This window comes from Ectobacillus antri, assembly GCF_003852715.1.
Lineage (GTDB): Bacteria > Bacillota > Bacilli > Bacillales > Bacillaceae_G > Ectobacillus > Ectobacillus antri.
In genome coordinates this window covers 295,651-311,018 of record NZ_RIAV01000001.1, presented here as the reverse complement: position 1 = coordinate 311,018, position 15,368 = coordinate 295,651, and the positions used below count along the sequence as shown (strand labels likewise).

The following is a 15,368-nucleotide window of genomic DNA, read 5'->3' as shown; positions in this document are numbered from 1 at the left end:
GCAGATTTTTTCCGACATGATAACAGCAGAATCACGAAATCACAAAAAACTTTTAGCCCACAAGACACGCACCTCGATTGGGTACTGAACGCATCTGCACACACTCTTTTCTAATGCGAAAAGTATGTCAGTCTTTTTATTTATACAGTTTTCAAATTGTTTTACTTGGTTTTCTAATGTAAACCACACTCCGTTTTATTCGTACCTGACCATCTGCCATCTCTTCCTTGTGCAGGTAGCGTACACATTTCACAACCAATGCTTGAATACCCCTGATCATGCAATGTATTATAAGGCAAATTTTCACGGTGTACATGACGCCATATGTCCTTCCATGTCCAATGAATGAGCGGACAAACCTTGATGGACTGAAACTTATGATCTTGATTGAGAAATTCTGTATTTTTTCGCGTTGGCGACTGCTCACGACGTAAACCTGAAATCCATGCCTTTCCCTGACTCAGTGCTTCATGTAACGGCTTTACTTTTCGAATGTTACAGCATGCATTCGGATTACGTTGCCATAACTTTGGTCCGTACGCATCTTCTTGCTCTTGTAAGTTCAGCGCAGGTTGCTTCATCTCGATACGCAGTTTTGGAAATCTCTCCTTTACTTTTGCAATCACATCATATGTCTCTTTAAAATGAAGATTCGTATCAAGAAAAACAATGTTAGCGTCCGGTTTTACCTTGCTGATAAGATCAATGAGTACCATTCCTTCTATACCGAAGCTACAGGCATACACAATATCCTCACCATATTCTTCATACGCCCAGCGCAGTACGGAAAGTGCTCCTTTTGCACCATCATCCTCCGAAAACGAAGGGAGCTTTCCCCACGTTTCATACGTAATCATGCGTCCTTCCTCCTTTTATATAAAAAAAGAGGCAGTCTTAACCCTTAGGTTAAAACCGCCTCTAGTTTCTCTAGTCAGCGCTTTTACTTCAAGCGAACTTTTTCGTTTTTCTCAAGCTGAATAACTTTGCCATCTTGTACGATGAGTGTAATGGATCCGAATTTCATATCGTCGAGCATTAATTTAATTTTTTCCATAATCACTCGATACTGTTCTTCTGCTACCAAAACAGCCCCCCCTTTTCCCATAATAAACAAAAAAATCTTTCCATTTCGAAAAGACTGTTGAGGTAACTATTTTACCTTATCTTTCAAAATGGGTACCATTTTGCTGGAAGTAGCACCTTGCTTTTCGCAGGTTGCCGGGCTTCATCGGGCCAGTTCCCTTCGCCTCTCTGGATAAGTGATTTAGTTTATTGTAACACAATTCTAAATTTTTGCAATCCAACTTTTCTGATAAGTTTTATATTTTTGCAGTTTATACACTTGTAAGTAATAACGAAATAAACGGATGATACGGCATGTCATACCATTCTACATATAAAAAATATATGCACTAGGTCAAACTAATACTAAAAAGAAAAGATTTACACTATGGATCTTCTGTTGACTTTGCTTTCAGCTCTTTGTTGGGGCAGTCTTGTTTTGCCCAGTACTAAGCTTGGTGGCGACTCTCGCTCTCAACTGCTTGGTACAGCATCCGGTGCTTTTTTGTTTTCCGTTGTTATATATCTATACAAAACACGAGATCTATCCTGGTTTATCTTTTTTATCGGCTGTATTGCCAGTGCACTGATTATTATCGAAGTACTTTTTACAGTGAAAGAAAAACCTAAAAATAAGAGCGGTGATCGAAAAAAAGGGTTGCTTCTCCTACTATTTTCTACAGTCGGATTTTTGGCATATTTCGTAATCATACGCTGGTTTGAAATTGACGGTTGGTCTGCTATTTTACCACAAGGCGTAGGGATGGTAACCGGAGCATTGCTTTTTTCCATTAAACATAGACCATTTAATAAGTATGCGCTTCGTAACGATGCACTTTGACCTGGATGGGGTAGCTTTAAATAGCTACGAAATGACATACTCTTCCGGAGCATACTAAAAGCTTGCGCATTTGCGCAAGCTTTCTTCTATTACATATTAGACTCTGTTAAAGTTCATTGTTGATTTCCGTTACAGGGTTCGCTTTCCACGGGCGGTCAAGGAGCCTCCTCAGCGCTATGCGCCTACGTGACCTCCCTTTGACTCGCTTTTCCCGCAGGAGTCTCACATCAACAAGTACCCATTATCAACATTAGGCTTTAACACAGCCATATATTAAACAAATTCGCGTGTACGGACGCGGTCATTTTTAATTAAATCAGCAAATGATTCTCGTTCCACAACAACCTGGGCACTCCCATCTTTTACAAACACTACGCCTGGTCGTGTAATGCGGTTATAATTGTTTGCCATAGAATAACCGTATGCTCCTGTACAAGATACAGCTAACAAATCCCAAGATGCAACAGTTGGGAGCTGAATGTCCCAAATGAGCATATCGCCGCTTTCACAGCATTTCCCGGCGATAGATACCGTTTCTGTTGGTGCTTCGTTGGCACGGTTGGCAAGCATAGCTTCATATGATGCATTGTATAAAGCAGGGCGAATATTATCTGTCATGCCACCATCTACAGCGACATATTTTCGAATCCCTGGTACTTCTTTAATAGAGCCGACTGTGTATAATGTTGTTCCTGCGTCCCCTACAATACTGCGCCCTGGTTCAATCCAAATTTCAGGCAATGGATAATTGTATGCTGTACACTGTTCTCTAACTGCATCAGTTACTTCTTGAATATAGCTCGCAACTGGCAGTGGTGTGTCACCTTCTGTATAACGAATACCAAATCCACCGCCCAGATTCAACACTTGCATCGTATGTCCCGTTTCCTCACGTACGATATTCAAAAATGCACTTAGTACTTCAATCGCTCTTACAAACCCCTCGGTTTCAAAGATTTGGGATCCAATATGAGAGTGTATACCTATGACATGGTAATGGGGTTTCAGTATGGCCATTTTCATAGCTTGCAAAGCTTGGTTACTTGAAATACCGAACCCAAATTTAGAATCGTCTTGACCTGTTGTGATATACTCATGTGTATGAGCTTCGACCCCTGGTGTTACACGCAATAAAATGTTTACTGTGAGAGCACGCTCTTTGGCTAAATCGTGAAGTACTTCCAGTTCAAAAAAGTTATCTACTACAAAACAACCAATTCCTGCTTCAAGTGCCATCACAAGCTCAGCTTCTGTTTTGTTGTTACCATGGAAATGGATACGTTCTGCCGGAAAGCCCGCTTGCAAGGCTGTATATAATTCTCCACCTGACACAACGTCAAGAGACATATTTTCTTCTGCTACCAAGCGGCACATCTCCATACATAAAAATGCTTTGCTCGCATATGCAACTTGATAAGAAAAACCACTTTGGCGAAACGCTTCGTGGTATGCTCGGCATTTTTGACGAATTAACGCCTCATCGTATATGTAAAGAGGCGTACCATAGGCTTTTGCCAATTCCGTTGTATCACAACCACCAATTTCTAAATGTCCTTTTTCATTCACTCTACTTGTTCCGTGTAAATACATATGTTGTTCCCCCTTTTTTGTAAGAAAAGCAAAAGCAGTTCGTTCGGCTCCACAGACTAAGATGCGGATATTTAAACATGGTCATACTCGATATCATTCTTTTATAAAACAAAAAACGCGCGGAACAATGTTCACACGCGTTTCTTATCATTATTACAAGAAACCGCATCAACATCTCCATAGTTCTCCACAATTGCTTGTGACAGTCCTACATTTATTCAATGCAGTCCCAGCAAAATGTTGTTGAGGCAACCATTTTACTTCGGCGACATTTCCTTTCATGCTGCGGTCTTCGATTCCACAAAATCTCACACAAACTACTCTTAAATGTCGCAACCTCTATTTCGAGATCAGATGAGGGTTATATTTTGTTTTATGATGCTTCCTACAATAACAGATAGAAAATCAGTTTGTCAAATCTTTTTTATACAGGCTTACGACAAGTCAACTTAGTTGAATTAGGAAGGCTTGTTACTTGTAGCTCCTTGGCCTCCCACTCTCCATCCTCATTATTAAAATTTATACTAACTTTTTGAAATGGCGGTTTTGGTTCTTGACCAGGCTGTTGCTCATATACAATCACTTCTAGCGTTGCACGAAATAAGTAGGTACCGTTAACCATTTTGTTCATACTAACGATTTTCGGACAATCATATTTTTTAAGCACACCAAACCGCTTTTCCAGCGCCCCATTTATTTTTGGGAACAACACCGAAAAGAATGCATCTTCAAGCATCGCATCAGCATTTACTTGTAGCGGTATACTATACAAACACATACACAATAAAATTGTTAATCGCTTCATCACTTCAAACCCCCCCTTTTATTTTAACCCCTTGCTATCCTTTCACTCCTTATATGTATTTCTTCTCAGGCGATGTAAAGAAAAATAATGCAATACAGAAGATTTCCTACTATACTGAATAAAGAAGAATATCCTGTTTCAAAGCTTAATACTCTATACAAATAGCTTGTCCAGAAACAGGCCATGCAGGGGGAGTTTACATATGAACAGACTACTTCCAAAATTAAAGTTTACACTTTTGGCGGTTGTTCTATTATGGATTAAAACATACGTGGTATACAAATTGGCATTTGATATTAAAATTGAAAACAACTGGGATGAACTGATTTTGCTGTTTAGCCCTGTAAGTTCTTTACTCTTCTTTATTGGCCTTGCCTTGTTTCAAACCAAACATCGTAATCGCTTTATATTGGGCATAAGTGCTTTGCTTTCTTTTGTACTATTTGGAAACGCTATATTTTACGGCTTTTTCAATGATTTTGTCACGTTACCAGTCTTATTTCAAACAAATAACATGGCTGATTTAGGCACAAGCATACGAGAACTGCTAACATATAAAACCTTTTTGATGTTTGGCGATCTTATTCTCTTATTTGTGCTACTTCGTAGTTTTCCAAATTATTTTTCCACAGACCCTCTAACAAAGCGAGAAAAAACATCTTATTTTGCCAGTGTAATTACATTATGTGTTCTTACGGTTTCCGCAGCGGAGCTTTACAAACCTTCACTGTTTACTCGTTCATTTGATCGTGAAATGGTGGTGAAGAATTTAGGACTCTATAATTATCACTTGTATGATATCGTGCTTCAATCAAGATCCTCAGCACAACGCGCGTTTGCAAGTACAAATAGCTATGTAGAGATTGAAAATTATATTCGTGCACGAGATAAGCATATGGATGAATCCTTATTTGGTATAGCCAAAGGAAAAAATGTCATTGTTATCTCAATGGAATCCACACAAAACTTTGTGATCGGTAGAAAGATTAACGGGAAAGAAGTGACTCCCTTTTTAAACGATTTTATCAAAGAAAGCTACTACTTTGACCATTTCTACCATCAAACAGGACAGGGAAAGACATCCGATGCGGAATTTATTATTGAAAATTCCTTATATCCGCTCGACAGAGGATCTGTTTTTTTTACTCATGCTAACAATGAATACATGGCAACGCCGGAGCTGTTAAAAGATTACGGTTATTATTCCGCTGTATTTCATTCTAATGATAAAACATTCTGGAATCGCGACATCATGTATCCAGCACTAGGTTACGATCGTTTTTTTAATCAGACTGATTTTACAGGAACACAGCAAAATTCCGTCGGTTGGGGTTTAAAGGACAAAGACTTTTTTGAGCAATCTATACGCTATTTAAAGGAATTACCACAGCCTTTTTATACAAAATTTTTAACGCTCACTAACCACTTTCCGTTCATTTTAGAATCGAAAGACCGTTATATAGACGAATATAATTCAGAAAGCGACATTGTAAACCGCTATTTTCCAACAGTTCGCTACACCGACGAAGCAATTAAATATTTTGTACAGCGATTAAAAGAAGAAGGACTATACAATAACACCATGATAGTCATTTATGGTGATCATTACGGCATTTCAGAAAACCATAATACAGCAATGGCTCAAGTATTGGGCAAAGAAGAGATTACACCATTTGACACATTGACACTGCAGCGGGTTCCACTTGTGATTCATATACCAGGACAGAGGGGACGAACCATTTCAAAGGTGTCTGGACAAATTGATGTAAAACCAACTCTTTTGCACCTGCTAGGCATTAAAACAAAAGATCATATGGAGTTTGGTACAGATTTATTCGTAGCTGAACAAGAAGCAATGACAGTTTTGCGAGACGGTAGCTTTATTACCGAAAACTACGCATATACCAAAGGCATCTGCTATAACAAAAATGGTACTATCGTAGATCGCGCACTTTGTGCTCCTTATGCAGAAAAGGCAAAAACAGAGCTTAGTTTATCGGATAGATTAATTTATGGTGATTTACTTCGCTTTGATGCTCATAACAAACGTAAAACAGGCACAATGACCACTTCATTTCAGTAAAGCCGGACTTTCTCCGGCTTATTTTCAGCTATGTTATAGCTTAATGTTTATAATCATCACCTGGGAGAAAATCCAAGAAAGAACCTGCAGGCGCGTCTAAAAAGCTACCTGACCAAGTAAACACACTAACAGAAATGGCTCAGGAACTTTAACAACACCTATTTTTTATAATACACTCAACACCTTTAGCATTTTATGGTATGATAAAAAACAAGTACTTTCACACACTAAGAAAGAATTTTAACAGAAAGTAAGGGATCTTAACTTGTACAGAGCAGCCATTCCAAACTTATTTACCTTAGGAAACCTTTATAGCGGATTTTTATCAATTGGTTATGCTTCTATGGGACACTATAAATCTGCTGCCATTCTTGTTCTAATCGGGATGATGCTTGACAGTCTCGATGGACGAATTGCCCGCTTATTGCGCGTTGATTCTCAAATGGGAAAAGAACTCGATTCTCTCGCTGACATTGTTACTTTTGGAGCCGCACCTGCACTTTTAATGTATTATACTTCCTTTTCGCAATACGGCTTTATTGGGCTGTACATAGCGGCATTATTTCCATTGTTCGGCGCTTATCGCCTAGCGCGCTTTAATGTAACGCCTTCTTCTACGTCACTCAAGTACTTTACAGGCGTCCCAATTACTGCAGCAGGTGGTATCATGGCATTTTTAACACTGTTCTCGAATAAAATTCCTAACATTATACTCATCACACTATTTGTTGGGTTTGCCTTTTTAATGGTTAGTCGCATTCAAATTCCAAGTCTCAAAGATGTTCCTCTTCCAAAGTACAGCATTATTGTTACATTATTTTTAATCGCAGTTATCATAACCATGTATCAACGCAATTTTGGAAGCATACCAGAATTTTTATTTATCGCAATTCCGCTTTACATTATGTATATGTTGTCTCAATTCTTGCGTCAACGACATTTTGATAAGAAAAATGAAAAAGAAAAAGAATAACCGAACGGTTATTCTTTTTCTTTCATCACAATCTTTTTAACAGGAGTAAGTGAGTCCCTATTCTTTTGGCTTTAGAGTTACATGATTCAGTTATATCCAGGCCTCTTTGCTATAGCCTTTAATGTCGCTTTACCTGTTGATCGATGGTTCCTTCTGTTAATGTATTTTGTACTTGTTCCTGTGTAAGCGACTGATTACTTTGTTCCCTGGCTTCACCATAATGCTTGTTAGTTAATTTCCCTGTATCCTTATATTGTTCTTTGCTCATCATAAGCGCCTCCTTGAATTAAGTTCACTATTAGTGTGAGCAAAATAAAGTCTTTCAGTATTAACATATTTATCCTTGTAGCGGTTTCATAATGCGTTGGCGCTTTGCGAAAGTAGCTACTTCAGTATAACCGTGACGAAGTAGTGTTTCTACATTTTGAGCCACATAGCTACCAATGTCGTCAGGATAATGGGAATCAGATGAAATCGTAATAGGTACACGGTGACGAGCCAGTACACTTAAAAACAACGGGCTCGGACACATTTCTTTGACCGGATAACGATAATATAAACCTGCGTTAATCTCTGTTGCCACGTCACATTCCTTCAGTACACGAGCAATGTGCTCATAGTAGTGAAGCAAATGATTTTCATCAGGTCGATAATTAAAGACCTTCATATTGTCGATATGGGCAACAAAATCAAATAAACCAGATCGAATTTCACGCTCAATTAGCGCAAAATGTTTCTCATATAAAGCTGGTACATCCTGTGTTTGAAAACGCGTTTGTGTGTCTGGATTATCAAATCCCCAGCCTTCTGTAAAATGTACAGAGCCGATTACATAGTCCCAATTCCCCAGCTTCAGCAGTTCTCGTAGCTCTTCTTCACCATCAGCAAAGTAATCGGCCTCTAGCCCAAGGCGGAGCGTTATGCCGCGTTTGGCCCATCTTTCCTTCGCTTCTTCAATCGCCGCTGTAAAATGATGAATAGATTCAATCATTACTTGATCAAGCCATTCCTTTTGTAAACGGCCTAAATCGCTATCACTAATGTCGACATGACGATAATAATAGTCGCGCGCTTCTGTAAAACGGTAGAGATGATCTACAATCCCTACTTCTTGCAAGCCTTTACGCTCTGCTTCTTCTAAGTATAAATCAATCCAAAACGGCGAGAATGCTCCTTTTTCTAAGCGTTCTTGCAATAGCGCTTGTGATTGCTTAAGCCAATCTAACGAATGCTTCGGGGCTGCTACCGGTACAAAATGCTGCAATGCTACATTTATGCGATCAAGCCAACGTAGTGAATATGGTCCTTCCTCCAAATGCAGGTGATAATCTACCCTCATCGTTTCCCCCTCCTATAGCGTATCGATTTCTTTTCTGTCTCCCACCTTAGATAACTTTCCTCTTCTCCGCTTTGCTTCTTCCTCAAGCTCCTCTAAGGAGACATCCTTTTCTGCCATAAGTACAAGGCAGTGATAAGTTAAATCCATGAGCTCACTAACCAGCTCTGTATGGTTATCACGTTTGGAAGCAATGACTACTTCTGTACATTCTTCACCAATTTTTTTTAAAATCTTATCTTCACCTTTTGTAAACAAGTAATTTGTATAAGAACCGTCTTGCGGATTCTTTTTTCGATTTTGAATATCTTCATACAGTTCACGCAGTATACTCATTGCTCTTCTCCTCTCACAATACCTTTGTAAAAAAGCAGCTTTGACTGCCTGTATGACAAGCAGGTCCAATTTGGTTAACACGAACTAAAATAGTGTCTTGGTCACAATCTAAAAAGATTTCCTTGACGTGCTGAAAGTGACCGGATGTTTCCCCTTTATTCCAGAGTTTATTGCGGGAGCGCGAGAAAAACCACGTTGTTTTCGTCTCCAATGTTTTGGCATAAGACTCTTCATTCATATAACCAAGCATAAGCACATCTTGCGTCGTATCATCAATAACAACGGCAGGTAGTAAGCCTTTACTAAAATCTGGCTTCATAATCTCACCTCAATATTGGCTTTTCTCATCTCTTGTTTCGTTTCCATAATGGTAGTTTCACCATAATGATAAATAGAGGCAGCTAGAGCGGCTGATGCGGACGTTTTCTCAAATACCTCTACAATATGCATGTTGTTCCCGCACCCACCTGATGCGATGACTGGAATAGTAACCGCATTGGATACAGCTTCTGTTAGCTCTAAGTCATATCCCTCTTTCGTACCATCTGCATCCATGCTAGTGAGCAAAATTTCTCCTGCCCCAAGTGCTTCTGCTTTTTGCGCCCACTCTACAGCATCCAATCCTGTATCGATACGACCACCATTTATAAAGACGTGCCACTTCCTGTCACCTACTCGTTTGGCATCAATGGCTACAACAATACACTGTGCCCCAAAACGCGCTGCCCCATCTGCGATTAGCTGCGGGTTACGAATAGCTGCTGAATTCACAGAAATTTTGTCTGCACCAGCGCGCAGCATATTATACATGTCTTCCACACTGCTGATACCTCCCCCTACTGTAAGAGGAATAAATACCTCAGCAGCCGTGCGTTCTACCACATCAATCATCGTGCGGCGGCCTTCATGTGTTGCCGTGATGTCCAAAAATACCAGTTCATCGGCGCCTGCTTCATTGTAGGCAGCTGCTATAGCTACTGGATCGCCAACATCTGCTAATCCAACGAAATTTACACCCTTTACAACGCGACCATCTTTTACATCTAAACATGGTACAATGCGTTTTGTTAGCATGTTTTCACCGCCTCAAGTGCTTCTTCTAATACAACCTTACCGTCATATAACGCTTTTCCAGTGATAACACCGTACAAATTCATACGATTGAGTTTTTCAATATCTGCTAGTGAGCTCACCCCGCCTGATGCAACAATGTTAACTGCAACCGCGCTTTGCAAAGATGCTAATTGTTCAAAATTTGGTCCAGCCAATGTGCCGTCCCTAGAAATGTCAGTGAACACAATCGTTTTTACACCCATCTCCTCCATCTGTTTGGCAAGTGTAATATAATGCACATCCGATACATCGAGCCAGCCGCGTGTTGCCACATATTCTTCTTTCGCATCAATACCAACTACAATTTTTTCACCATATGCTGCCAAAGCTGCTCGTAAGAATGCGGGATCTAACAGTGCTGCCGTTCCAATAATCACTCGATCTACACCTACAGAAAGCAACGTTGCAATTGTTTCTAATGAGCGAATACCGCCACCTACTTGAACAGGTATCCGAAGCGTCTTAGCAATTTGTTCAATAACCGGCAAATTCGTCGGTGTTCCATCTAGAGCGCCGTCTAAGTCTACCAAATGAAGGACTTTTGCACCTAGTTGTTCAAAGCGTAGTGCCTGCTGAAGTGGATTCTCGTTCACCACTGTTTCTTGTTCAAATTGCCCTTGATACAAGCGAACACAGCGCCCATTTTTTAAATCGATTGCCGGGAAAATCAACATGTGACCAACTCCTTAAAATTTTGTAGCATTTTCAAACCAATTTCACTGCTTTTTTCCGGATGAAACTGAGCACCGAAAATATTGCCCTTAGATACCACACCTGGTGCAAATACACCATATTCACTACCGGCATCAATGACCTCTTCAGGACAATCTGCATAAAAAGAATGAACATAATATACGTACGCCCCATCCTGTACATTCTTTAATAGCGGTGAGTCTTTCCGTTTCTGGAGATTGTTCCAGCCCATATGCGGAATTTTGCGCCCTGCGGGAATTTTACGAATCGTTCCCGGAAGCAACCCAAGTCCTTCTGTTGGTTCAATTTCTTCGCTGCTCTCAAACAGCAATTGCATGCCAAGACAGATTCCTAGAATCGGTTTACCCATGTGTGCTTGCTCACGAATCAATGTAATAAGCCCTCTATCATGTAATTCTTTCATTGCCTTTGGAAAAGCGCCTACCCCTGGTAGCAAGATGGCCGTGCTATCTTGGATAACATCGGCATTATCGGTGATAACATACTCTACACCTACATGCTCAAGCGCTTTTGATACACTGCGTAAATTCCCCATGCCGTAATCAATGATTGCAATCATTTACAACATTCCTTTCGTGGAATTGATTCCGATGATGTTTCCATTTATTTCTATTGCTTCGCGTAGTGCACGTCCAAACGCTTTAAAGAGCGCTTCAATTTTGTGATGTGTGTTTCTTCCATATAATACACGCGCATGCAGCGTGATTCCTGCATTAAAGCTAATAGCACGGAAAAACTCCTCTGTAAGCTCTGTATCATAATTTCCTAGCGTATCGGCCTTCAATTCAGCATCAAATACTAAGAATGGGCGACCGCTAATATCAAGCGATACAAATCCGAGTGCCTCATCCATCGGTACATAGCTCGTACCATAACGATTGATTTGTTTTTTATCGCCAAGAGCTTCTTTGATACAAGCTCCTATTGCAATGCCAACATCCTCTACCGTATGATGAGAATCAATATGTAAATCCCCTACTGCCTTTACTTTTAAACCGATACGTCCATGTCTTGCAAACAAGGTAAGCATGTGATCAAAGAAACCTACACCTGTATCAATACTTACTTCCTCTTGATAATCTAAATCGACCCAAACGGAAATATCTGTTTCTGTTGTTGTACGTGATAGCGTTGCTGTACGGCTCATTATTTTTCCTCCTCAAATCGAATGTTGATGGACTTCGCATGTGCGTGTAAGCCCTCTTTTTCCGCCAAAATAGTGATGTGATCTCTTACTTTATATAACGCTTCTCTCGTATACGAAAGAATACTTGACTTTTTAATAAAATCATCCACAGAAAGCGCTGAGAAAAAACGGGCCGTGCCACTTGTCGGAAGCACATGATTTGGCCCAGCATAATAATCCCCAAGCGGTTCTGGGGCATATGGTCCTAGGAAAATGGAGCCAGCATGCTTCACTTGTGATAATGCCATCATTGGTTCTTTTACATGTAGTTCCAAATGTTCAGGGGCAATGCGATTGGCTGTTTCGAACGCTTCTTCCAAAGAATCTACAACAATGATCGCGCCGTTTCGCGCCACGGATGCTTGTGCAATCTCCTTTCGTGGTAACTGTTGTAGCTGTATTTTCACTTCACGCTGCACAGCTTCTGCCAAGGTTTGGTCCGTTGTGACCAAAATGGCTGCAGAATTCACATCATGCTCAGCTTGAGACAGCAAGTCTGCTGCAATATAGCGCGCATCCCCTGTTTCATCTGCAATAACCAAGATATCAGACGGCCCTGCTATCATATCAATATTAACATCACCAAACACGGCACGTTTTGCAAGTGCCACATACAAGTTTCCTGGTCCCACAATTTTGTCAACGCGTGGAATACTCTCTGTCCCATATGCTAATGCGGCGACAGCTTGCGCACCCCCAATGCTGTATATTTCATCTACTCCCGCAATTTTGGCTGCAGCCAAAATGTAAGGATTTACACCACTTGGATGAGGTGGGGTTACCATTACAATTCTCTTGACACCAGCAATTTTGGCTGGTAATACGTTCATTAATACGGATGAGGGATACGCCGCCGTTCCACCCGGCACATATACACCAACCGTATCCAGCGGACGAATCAATTGCCCCCGTATAATACCGTCTTGTTCAGCCTCTAAAAACCCGTAACGCTTTTGTTTTTCGTGATATGATACAATATTTCGTTTCGCACCTTCTAAAGCTTCTATAAATGACACTTCTACTGATGCAAGAGCTTCTTCCAACTGCACGGCAGGAATGCGGAACGACTCTAAAGTTACTTTATCAAAGGTTTCCGTATAAAACCGAAGCGCCTCATCACCACGGGCCTTTACATCTGTCACAATGCGCTCGACAACATGCGTTGCTTCTTTTTCAAACTGCTTCGCCTCTTCTCGTAACGTTTCCATACCTGCAATGATTTCGTCTTGCTTTCCGTATAATACTTTCATTACTCACCCTCCTTTACAACTTGTTCGACAAGGTCAATAATAGCGAACATTTCTTCTTTCTTCATTTTAAGAGAAGCTTTATTGGCAATTAATCTAGCTGAAATATCATGCATATCTTCAAATACAATTAAGCCGTTCTCTTTCAAAGTTTGTCCTGTTTCAACAATATCAACAATTGCATCTGCTAAACCTAAAAGTGGTGCAATTTCAACCGAACCTTCTATTTTAATGATCTCAACATCTTCACCTTTTTGGCGAAAATATGCTGAAGCAACATTTGGATATTTTGTAGCAATGGTTTTCTTTTTATAGCTACTTGGGTCATATGTCGGGATAGACGCTACTGCAAACTTGCATTTCCCAATTCCTAAATCAATCATTTCGTAGAGTTCTTTTTCGTTTTCAAGCAATACATCTTTTCCAACGATGCCAATATCTGCAACACCGTGCTCCACATACGTTAGTACATCGACGGCTTTCACCAAAATAAAACTAACATTCGTGTTATGACTTTTAAAAACAAGTTTACGTCCCTTATCCTTTAGTTCAGTGCAATCAATTCCGATTTTCTCAAGAAGCGGCACAACTTGCTTTTCAAGTCTTCCCTTTGTTAACGCAATTTGAATGTGACGCATGATGTTTCTCCTTCCTTCATAAGCTGCCACTTCTCTTTCCACTCATATTCAGCCAATCGATCGCCAGCTGTATCTATAACTCGTTGAATTCCATGCTTTCTTGCAAAGTGAAAGGATTCTTGCAATGTTTCGCACATCGATAATTCTGCTTTCACACCGTCTTTTCCGAGCAAGCAACGCAGACGTTCTGCTTCTTCAATCGTTTCTAACGCATAATGAATCAACACTGCCGCTGATTCAATCTCAGCAGGTGGCGTTTGTTCTTTTAAAACACGCACAATTTGATCGACTTGAAGCGCAAGACCTACTGCTGGAAGAGGCTCACCAAAATGCCCCATCAAATCATCATAACGGCCGCCACTTACGATTTCTTCACCAACATCATTTGCATAGCCTCTAAAAATAACACCTGTGTAATACTGTAGATTTTGTACCATTCCAAGATCTACAGACACATAATTTCCGTAGCCCAGTCTCGCAATGGTTTCATAAATTTGTCGTACACGCACAACCGCTTGCTTCATTTCTTTATTTGTAGCTAAGCGCTCGGCTTCCTCTACAATTTCTATACCACCAAACAAACGTGGCAACCTTTGTAGCAAGCGAATTGTCGCATCTTTTTCATCAAAATTCTTTCTCTTTAAAAATTCAGTCAATCCTGTGTAGCTTTTGTTCTCAATATAACTACGCAACACGATCTCATCTTCTTCTGTTAACGATAACTTTTTAATGATGGACTTATATAGCTCCACTTGGCCAATTTCAATTTTAAACTGACTCACACCAATTGCCTGTAGTGCGGTAATCGCACTGACAATACACTCTACCTCAGCACGCAAATTATCTATACCAATGATTTCAATCCCCGCTTGTGTTAACTCATTGTATTTACCAGCCAGGCTTTTATTGGAACGGAAAATATTACCGCTATATGTAAGCTTAAGCGGTGGTTTCATCATGGTTGTACCGACAACCCGCGCAATCGGGATTGTCATATCAGGACGCAATACTAAAATCCGTCCACGATGATCAAAAAACTTATACATACGTTCTTCATCAATTGGTCGATTTTGAAACGAAAACACATCATAAAATTCAATTGTAGGTGTTCGAATTTCTTCATATCCGCGTGATATGAACACACGGCGCAAACGCTGCTCTACTTCTTCCTGTAGCGTACTATCTGCAAAAAACAAATCCCGTGTACCAGTCGGGTTTGCTCGCTTCCATTTTGTCATATTTCACACCTTCTTGTAAGTTGTTTGTTTACAAGATACATAGTAAGATTTCATCTGTCAAATTTTTTCGGCAACTGAACTGTATACGTCTACATAGTTTTTTCGACATATAAACGACAAGAAAATCACCGTTCCAGAACGCCTCGCTACGTGTGTATGTTCTTACTTGACAAGCGTATCTCTTAAGCACTGACCGCAACCATACA

General features: G+C 40.3%; 18 protein-coding genes and 2 riboswitches. Of the genes, 3 read left to right on the top strand and 15 right to left on the bottom strand.

Features of this window, described 5'->3' with window-relative positions; translation table 11 throughout:
- Nucleotides 1–173: 173 nt before the first annotated feature.
- Together EEJ45_RS01585 and EEJ45_RS01580 are read right to left on the bottom strand one after the other, a co-directional pair.
- A complete protein-coding gene (locus EEJ45_RS01585) occupies nucleotides 174–857 on the bottom strand; it encodes a phosphoadenylyl-sulfate reductase (protein WP_124563020.1) in 684 nt (227 codons plus the stop codon).
- Nucleotides 858–940: 83 nt separating this feature from the next.
- On the bottom strand, nucleotides 941–1,054 hold the full coding sequence (locus tag EEJ45_RS01580) for a YezD family protein (protein WP_245999815.1): 114 nt from the start codon (nucleotides 1,052–1,054) through the stop codon (nucleotides 941–943).
- A gap of 103 nt (nucleotides 1,055–1,157) precedes the next feature.
- A riboswitch (SAM riboswitch) is annotated at nucleotides 1,158–1,262 on the bottom strand.
- 188 nt (nucleotides 1,263–1,450) lie between these two features.
- Between EEJ45_RS01580 and EEJ45_RS01575 the strand changes: the two genes are divergently transcribed.
- Nucleotides 1,451–1,903: a GRP family sugar transporter gene (locus EEJ45_RS01575; protein ID WP_124563019.1), complete on the top strand. Its 453-nt coding sequence runs from the start codon at nucleotides 1,451–1,453 to the stop codon at nucleotides 1,901–1,903.
- 273 nt (nucleotides 1,904–2,176) lie between these two features.
- On the opposite strand, the gene lysA is transcribed toward EEJ45_RS01575, so the two are convergent.
- Together lysA and EEJ45_RS01565 are read right to left on the bottom strand one after the other, a co-directional pair.
- The gene (gene lysA, locus EEJ45_RS01570) at nucleotides 2,177–3,493 is read right to left on the bottom strand and encodes a diaminopimelate decarboxylase (RefSeq protein WP_124563018.1); all 1,317 of its coding nucleotides are present in this window, start codon (nucleotides 3,491–3,493) and stop codon (nucleotides 2,177–2,179) included.
- Between the two features lie 172 nt (nucleotides 3,494–3,665).
- Nucleotides 3,666–3,843: riboswitch (Lysine riboswitch) on the bottom strand.
- 74 nt (nucleotides 3,844–3,917) lie between these two features.
- Nucleotides 3,918–4,271, bottom strand: a complete 354-nt coding sequence (locus EEJ45_RS01565; protein WP_380018060.1) for a DUF3888 domain-containing protein — start codon at nucleotides 4,269–4,271, stop codon at nucleotides 3,918–3,920.
- A gap of 229 nt (nucleotides 4,272–4,500) precedes the next feature.
- Here EEJ45_RS01565 and EEJ45_RS01560 point away from each other — a divergent pair, with 229 nt between their 5' ends.
- Complete coding sequence (locus tag EEJ45_RS01560) at nucleotides 4,501–6,381, top strand: LTA synthase family protein (protein ID WP_124563017.1); 1,881 nt, start codon at nucleotides 4,501–4,503, stop codon at nucleotides 6,379–6,381.
- 265 nt (nucleotides 6,382–6,646) lie between these two features.
- Nucleotides 6,647–7,354 carry a CDP-diacylglycerol--serine O-phosphatidyltransferase gene (pssA, locus tag EEJ45_RS01555; RefSeq protein ID WP_124563016.1) on the top strand — a complete coding sequence of 236 codons (708 nt, stop codon included), beginning with the start codon at nucleotides 6,647–6,649 and terminating at the stop codon, nucleotides 7,352–7,354.
- Nucleotides 7,355–7,472: 118 nt separating this feature from the next.
- Here pssA and EEJ45_RS01550 read toward each other — a convergent pair whose 3' ends face one another.
- The 11 genes from EEJ45_RS01550 to EEJ45_RS01500 form a co-directional block, all read right to left on the bottom strand.
- Nucleotides 7,473–7,625, bottom strand: a complete 153-nt coding sequence (locus EEJ45_RS01550; RefSeq protein WP_124563015.1) for a DUF4025 domain-containing protein — start codon at nucleotides 7,623–7,625, stop codon at nucleotides 7,473–7,475.
- Between the two features lie 66 nt (nucleotides 7,626–7,691).
- The gene (locus EEJ45_RS01545; protein ID WP_124563014.1) at nucleotides 7,692–8,693 is read right to left on the bottom strand and encodes a histidinol phosphate phosphatase domain-containing protein; all 1,002 of its coding nucleotides are present in this window, start codon (nucleotides 8,691–8,693) and stop codon (nucleotides 7,692–7,694) included.
- A 12-nt stretch (nucleotides 8,694–8,705) separates the two neighbouring features.
- Entirely contained in the window at nucleotides 8,706–9,026 is a 321-nt protein-coding gene (hisE, locus tag EEJ45_RS01540) for a phosphoribosyl-ATP diphosphatase (protein ID WP_124563013.1), read from the bottom strand.
- 13 nt (nucleotides 9,027–9,039) lie between these two features.
- The gene (gene hisI, locus EEJ45_RS01535; protein WP_124563012.1) at nucleotides 9,040–9,345 is read right to left on the bottom strand and encodes a phosphoribosyl-AMP cyclohydrolase; all 306 of its coding nucleotides are present in this window, start codon (nucleotides 9,343–9,345) and stop codon (nucleotides 9,040–9,042) included.
- Complete coding sequence (hisF, locus tag EEJ45_RS01530) at nucleotides 9,342–10,100, bottom strand: imidazole glycerol phosphate synthase subunit HisF (RefSeq protein ID WP_124563011.1); 759 nt, start codon at nucleotides 10,098–10,100, stop codon at nucleotides 9,342–9,344. The genes hisI and hisF overlap by 4 nt, the downstream gene beginning before the upstream one ends.
- A complete protein-coding gene (hisA, locus tag EEJ45_RS01525; RefSeq protein WP_124563010.1) occupies nucleotides 10,094–10,813 on the bottom strand; it encodes a 1-(5-phosphoribosyl)-5-[(5-phosphoribosylamino)methylideneamino]imidazole-4-carboxamide isomerase in 720 nt (239 codons plus the stop codon). Before hisA ends, hisF begins: the two co-directional genes overlap by 7 nt.
- On the bottom strand, nucleotides 10,807–11,412 hold the full coding sequence (gene hisH / locus EEJ45_RS01520) for an imidazole glycerol phosphate synthase subunit HisH (protein WP_124563009.1): 606 nt from the start codon (nucleotides 11,410–11,412) through the stop codon (nucleotides 10,807–10,809). The genes hisA and hisH overlap by 7 nt, the downstream gene beginning before the upstream one ends.
- Entirely contained in the window at nucleotides 11,413–12,000 is a 588-nt protein-coding gene (gene hisB / locus EEJ45_RS01515) for an imidazoleglycerol-phosphate dehydratase HisB (RefSeq protein WP_124563008.1), read from the bottom strand.
- Nucleotides 12,000–13,289, bottom strand: a complete 1,290-nt coding sequence (hisD, locus tag EEJ45_RS01510) for a histidinol dehydrogenase (protein WP_124563007.1) — start codon at nucleotides 13,287–13,289, stop codon at nucleotides 12,000–12,002. Before hisD ends, hisB begins: the two co-directional genes overlap by 1 nt.
- Nucleotides 13,289–13,924: an ATP phosphoribosyltransferase gene (gene hisG, locus EEJ45_RS01505; protein WP_124563006.1), complete on the bottom strand. Its 636-nt coding sequence runs from the start codon at nucleotides 13,922–13,924 to the stop codon at nucleotides 13,289–13,291. Before hisG ends, hisD begins: the two co-directional genes overlap by 1 nt.
- A complete protein-coding gene (locus EEJ45_RS01500) occupies nucleotides 13,900–15,162 on the bottom strand; it encodes an ATP phosphoribosyltransferase regulatory subunit (RefSeq protein ID WP_124563005.1) in 1,263 nt (420 codons plus the stop codon). Before EEJ45_RS01500 ends, hisG begins: the two co-directional genes overlap by 25 nt.
- Between the last annotated feature and the right edge of the window lie 206 nt (nucleotides 15,163–15,368).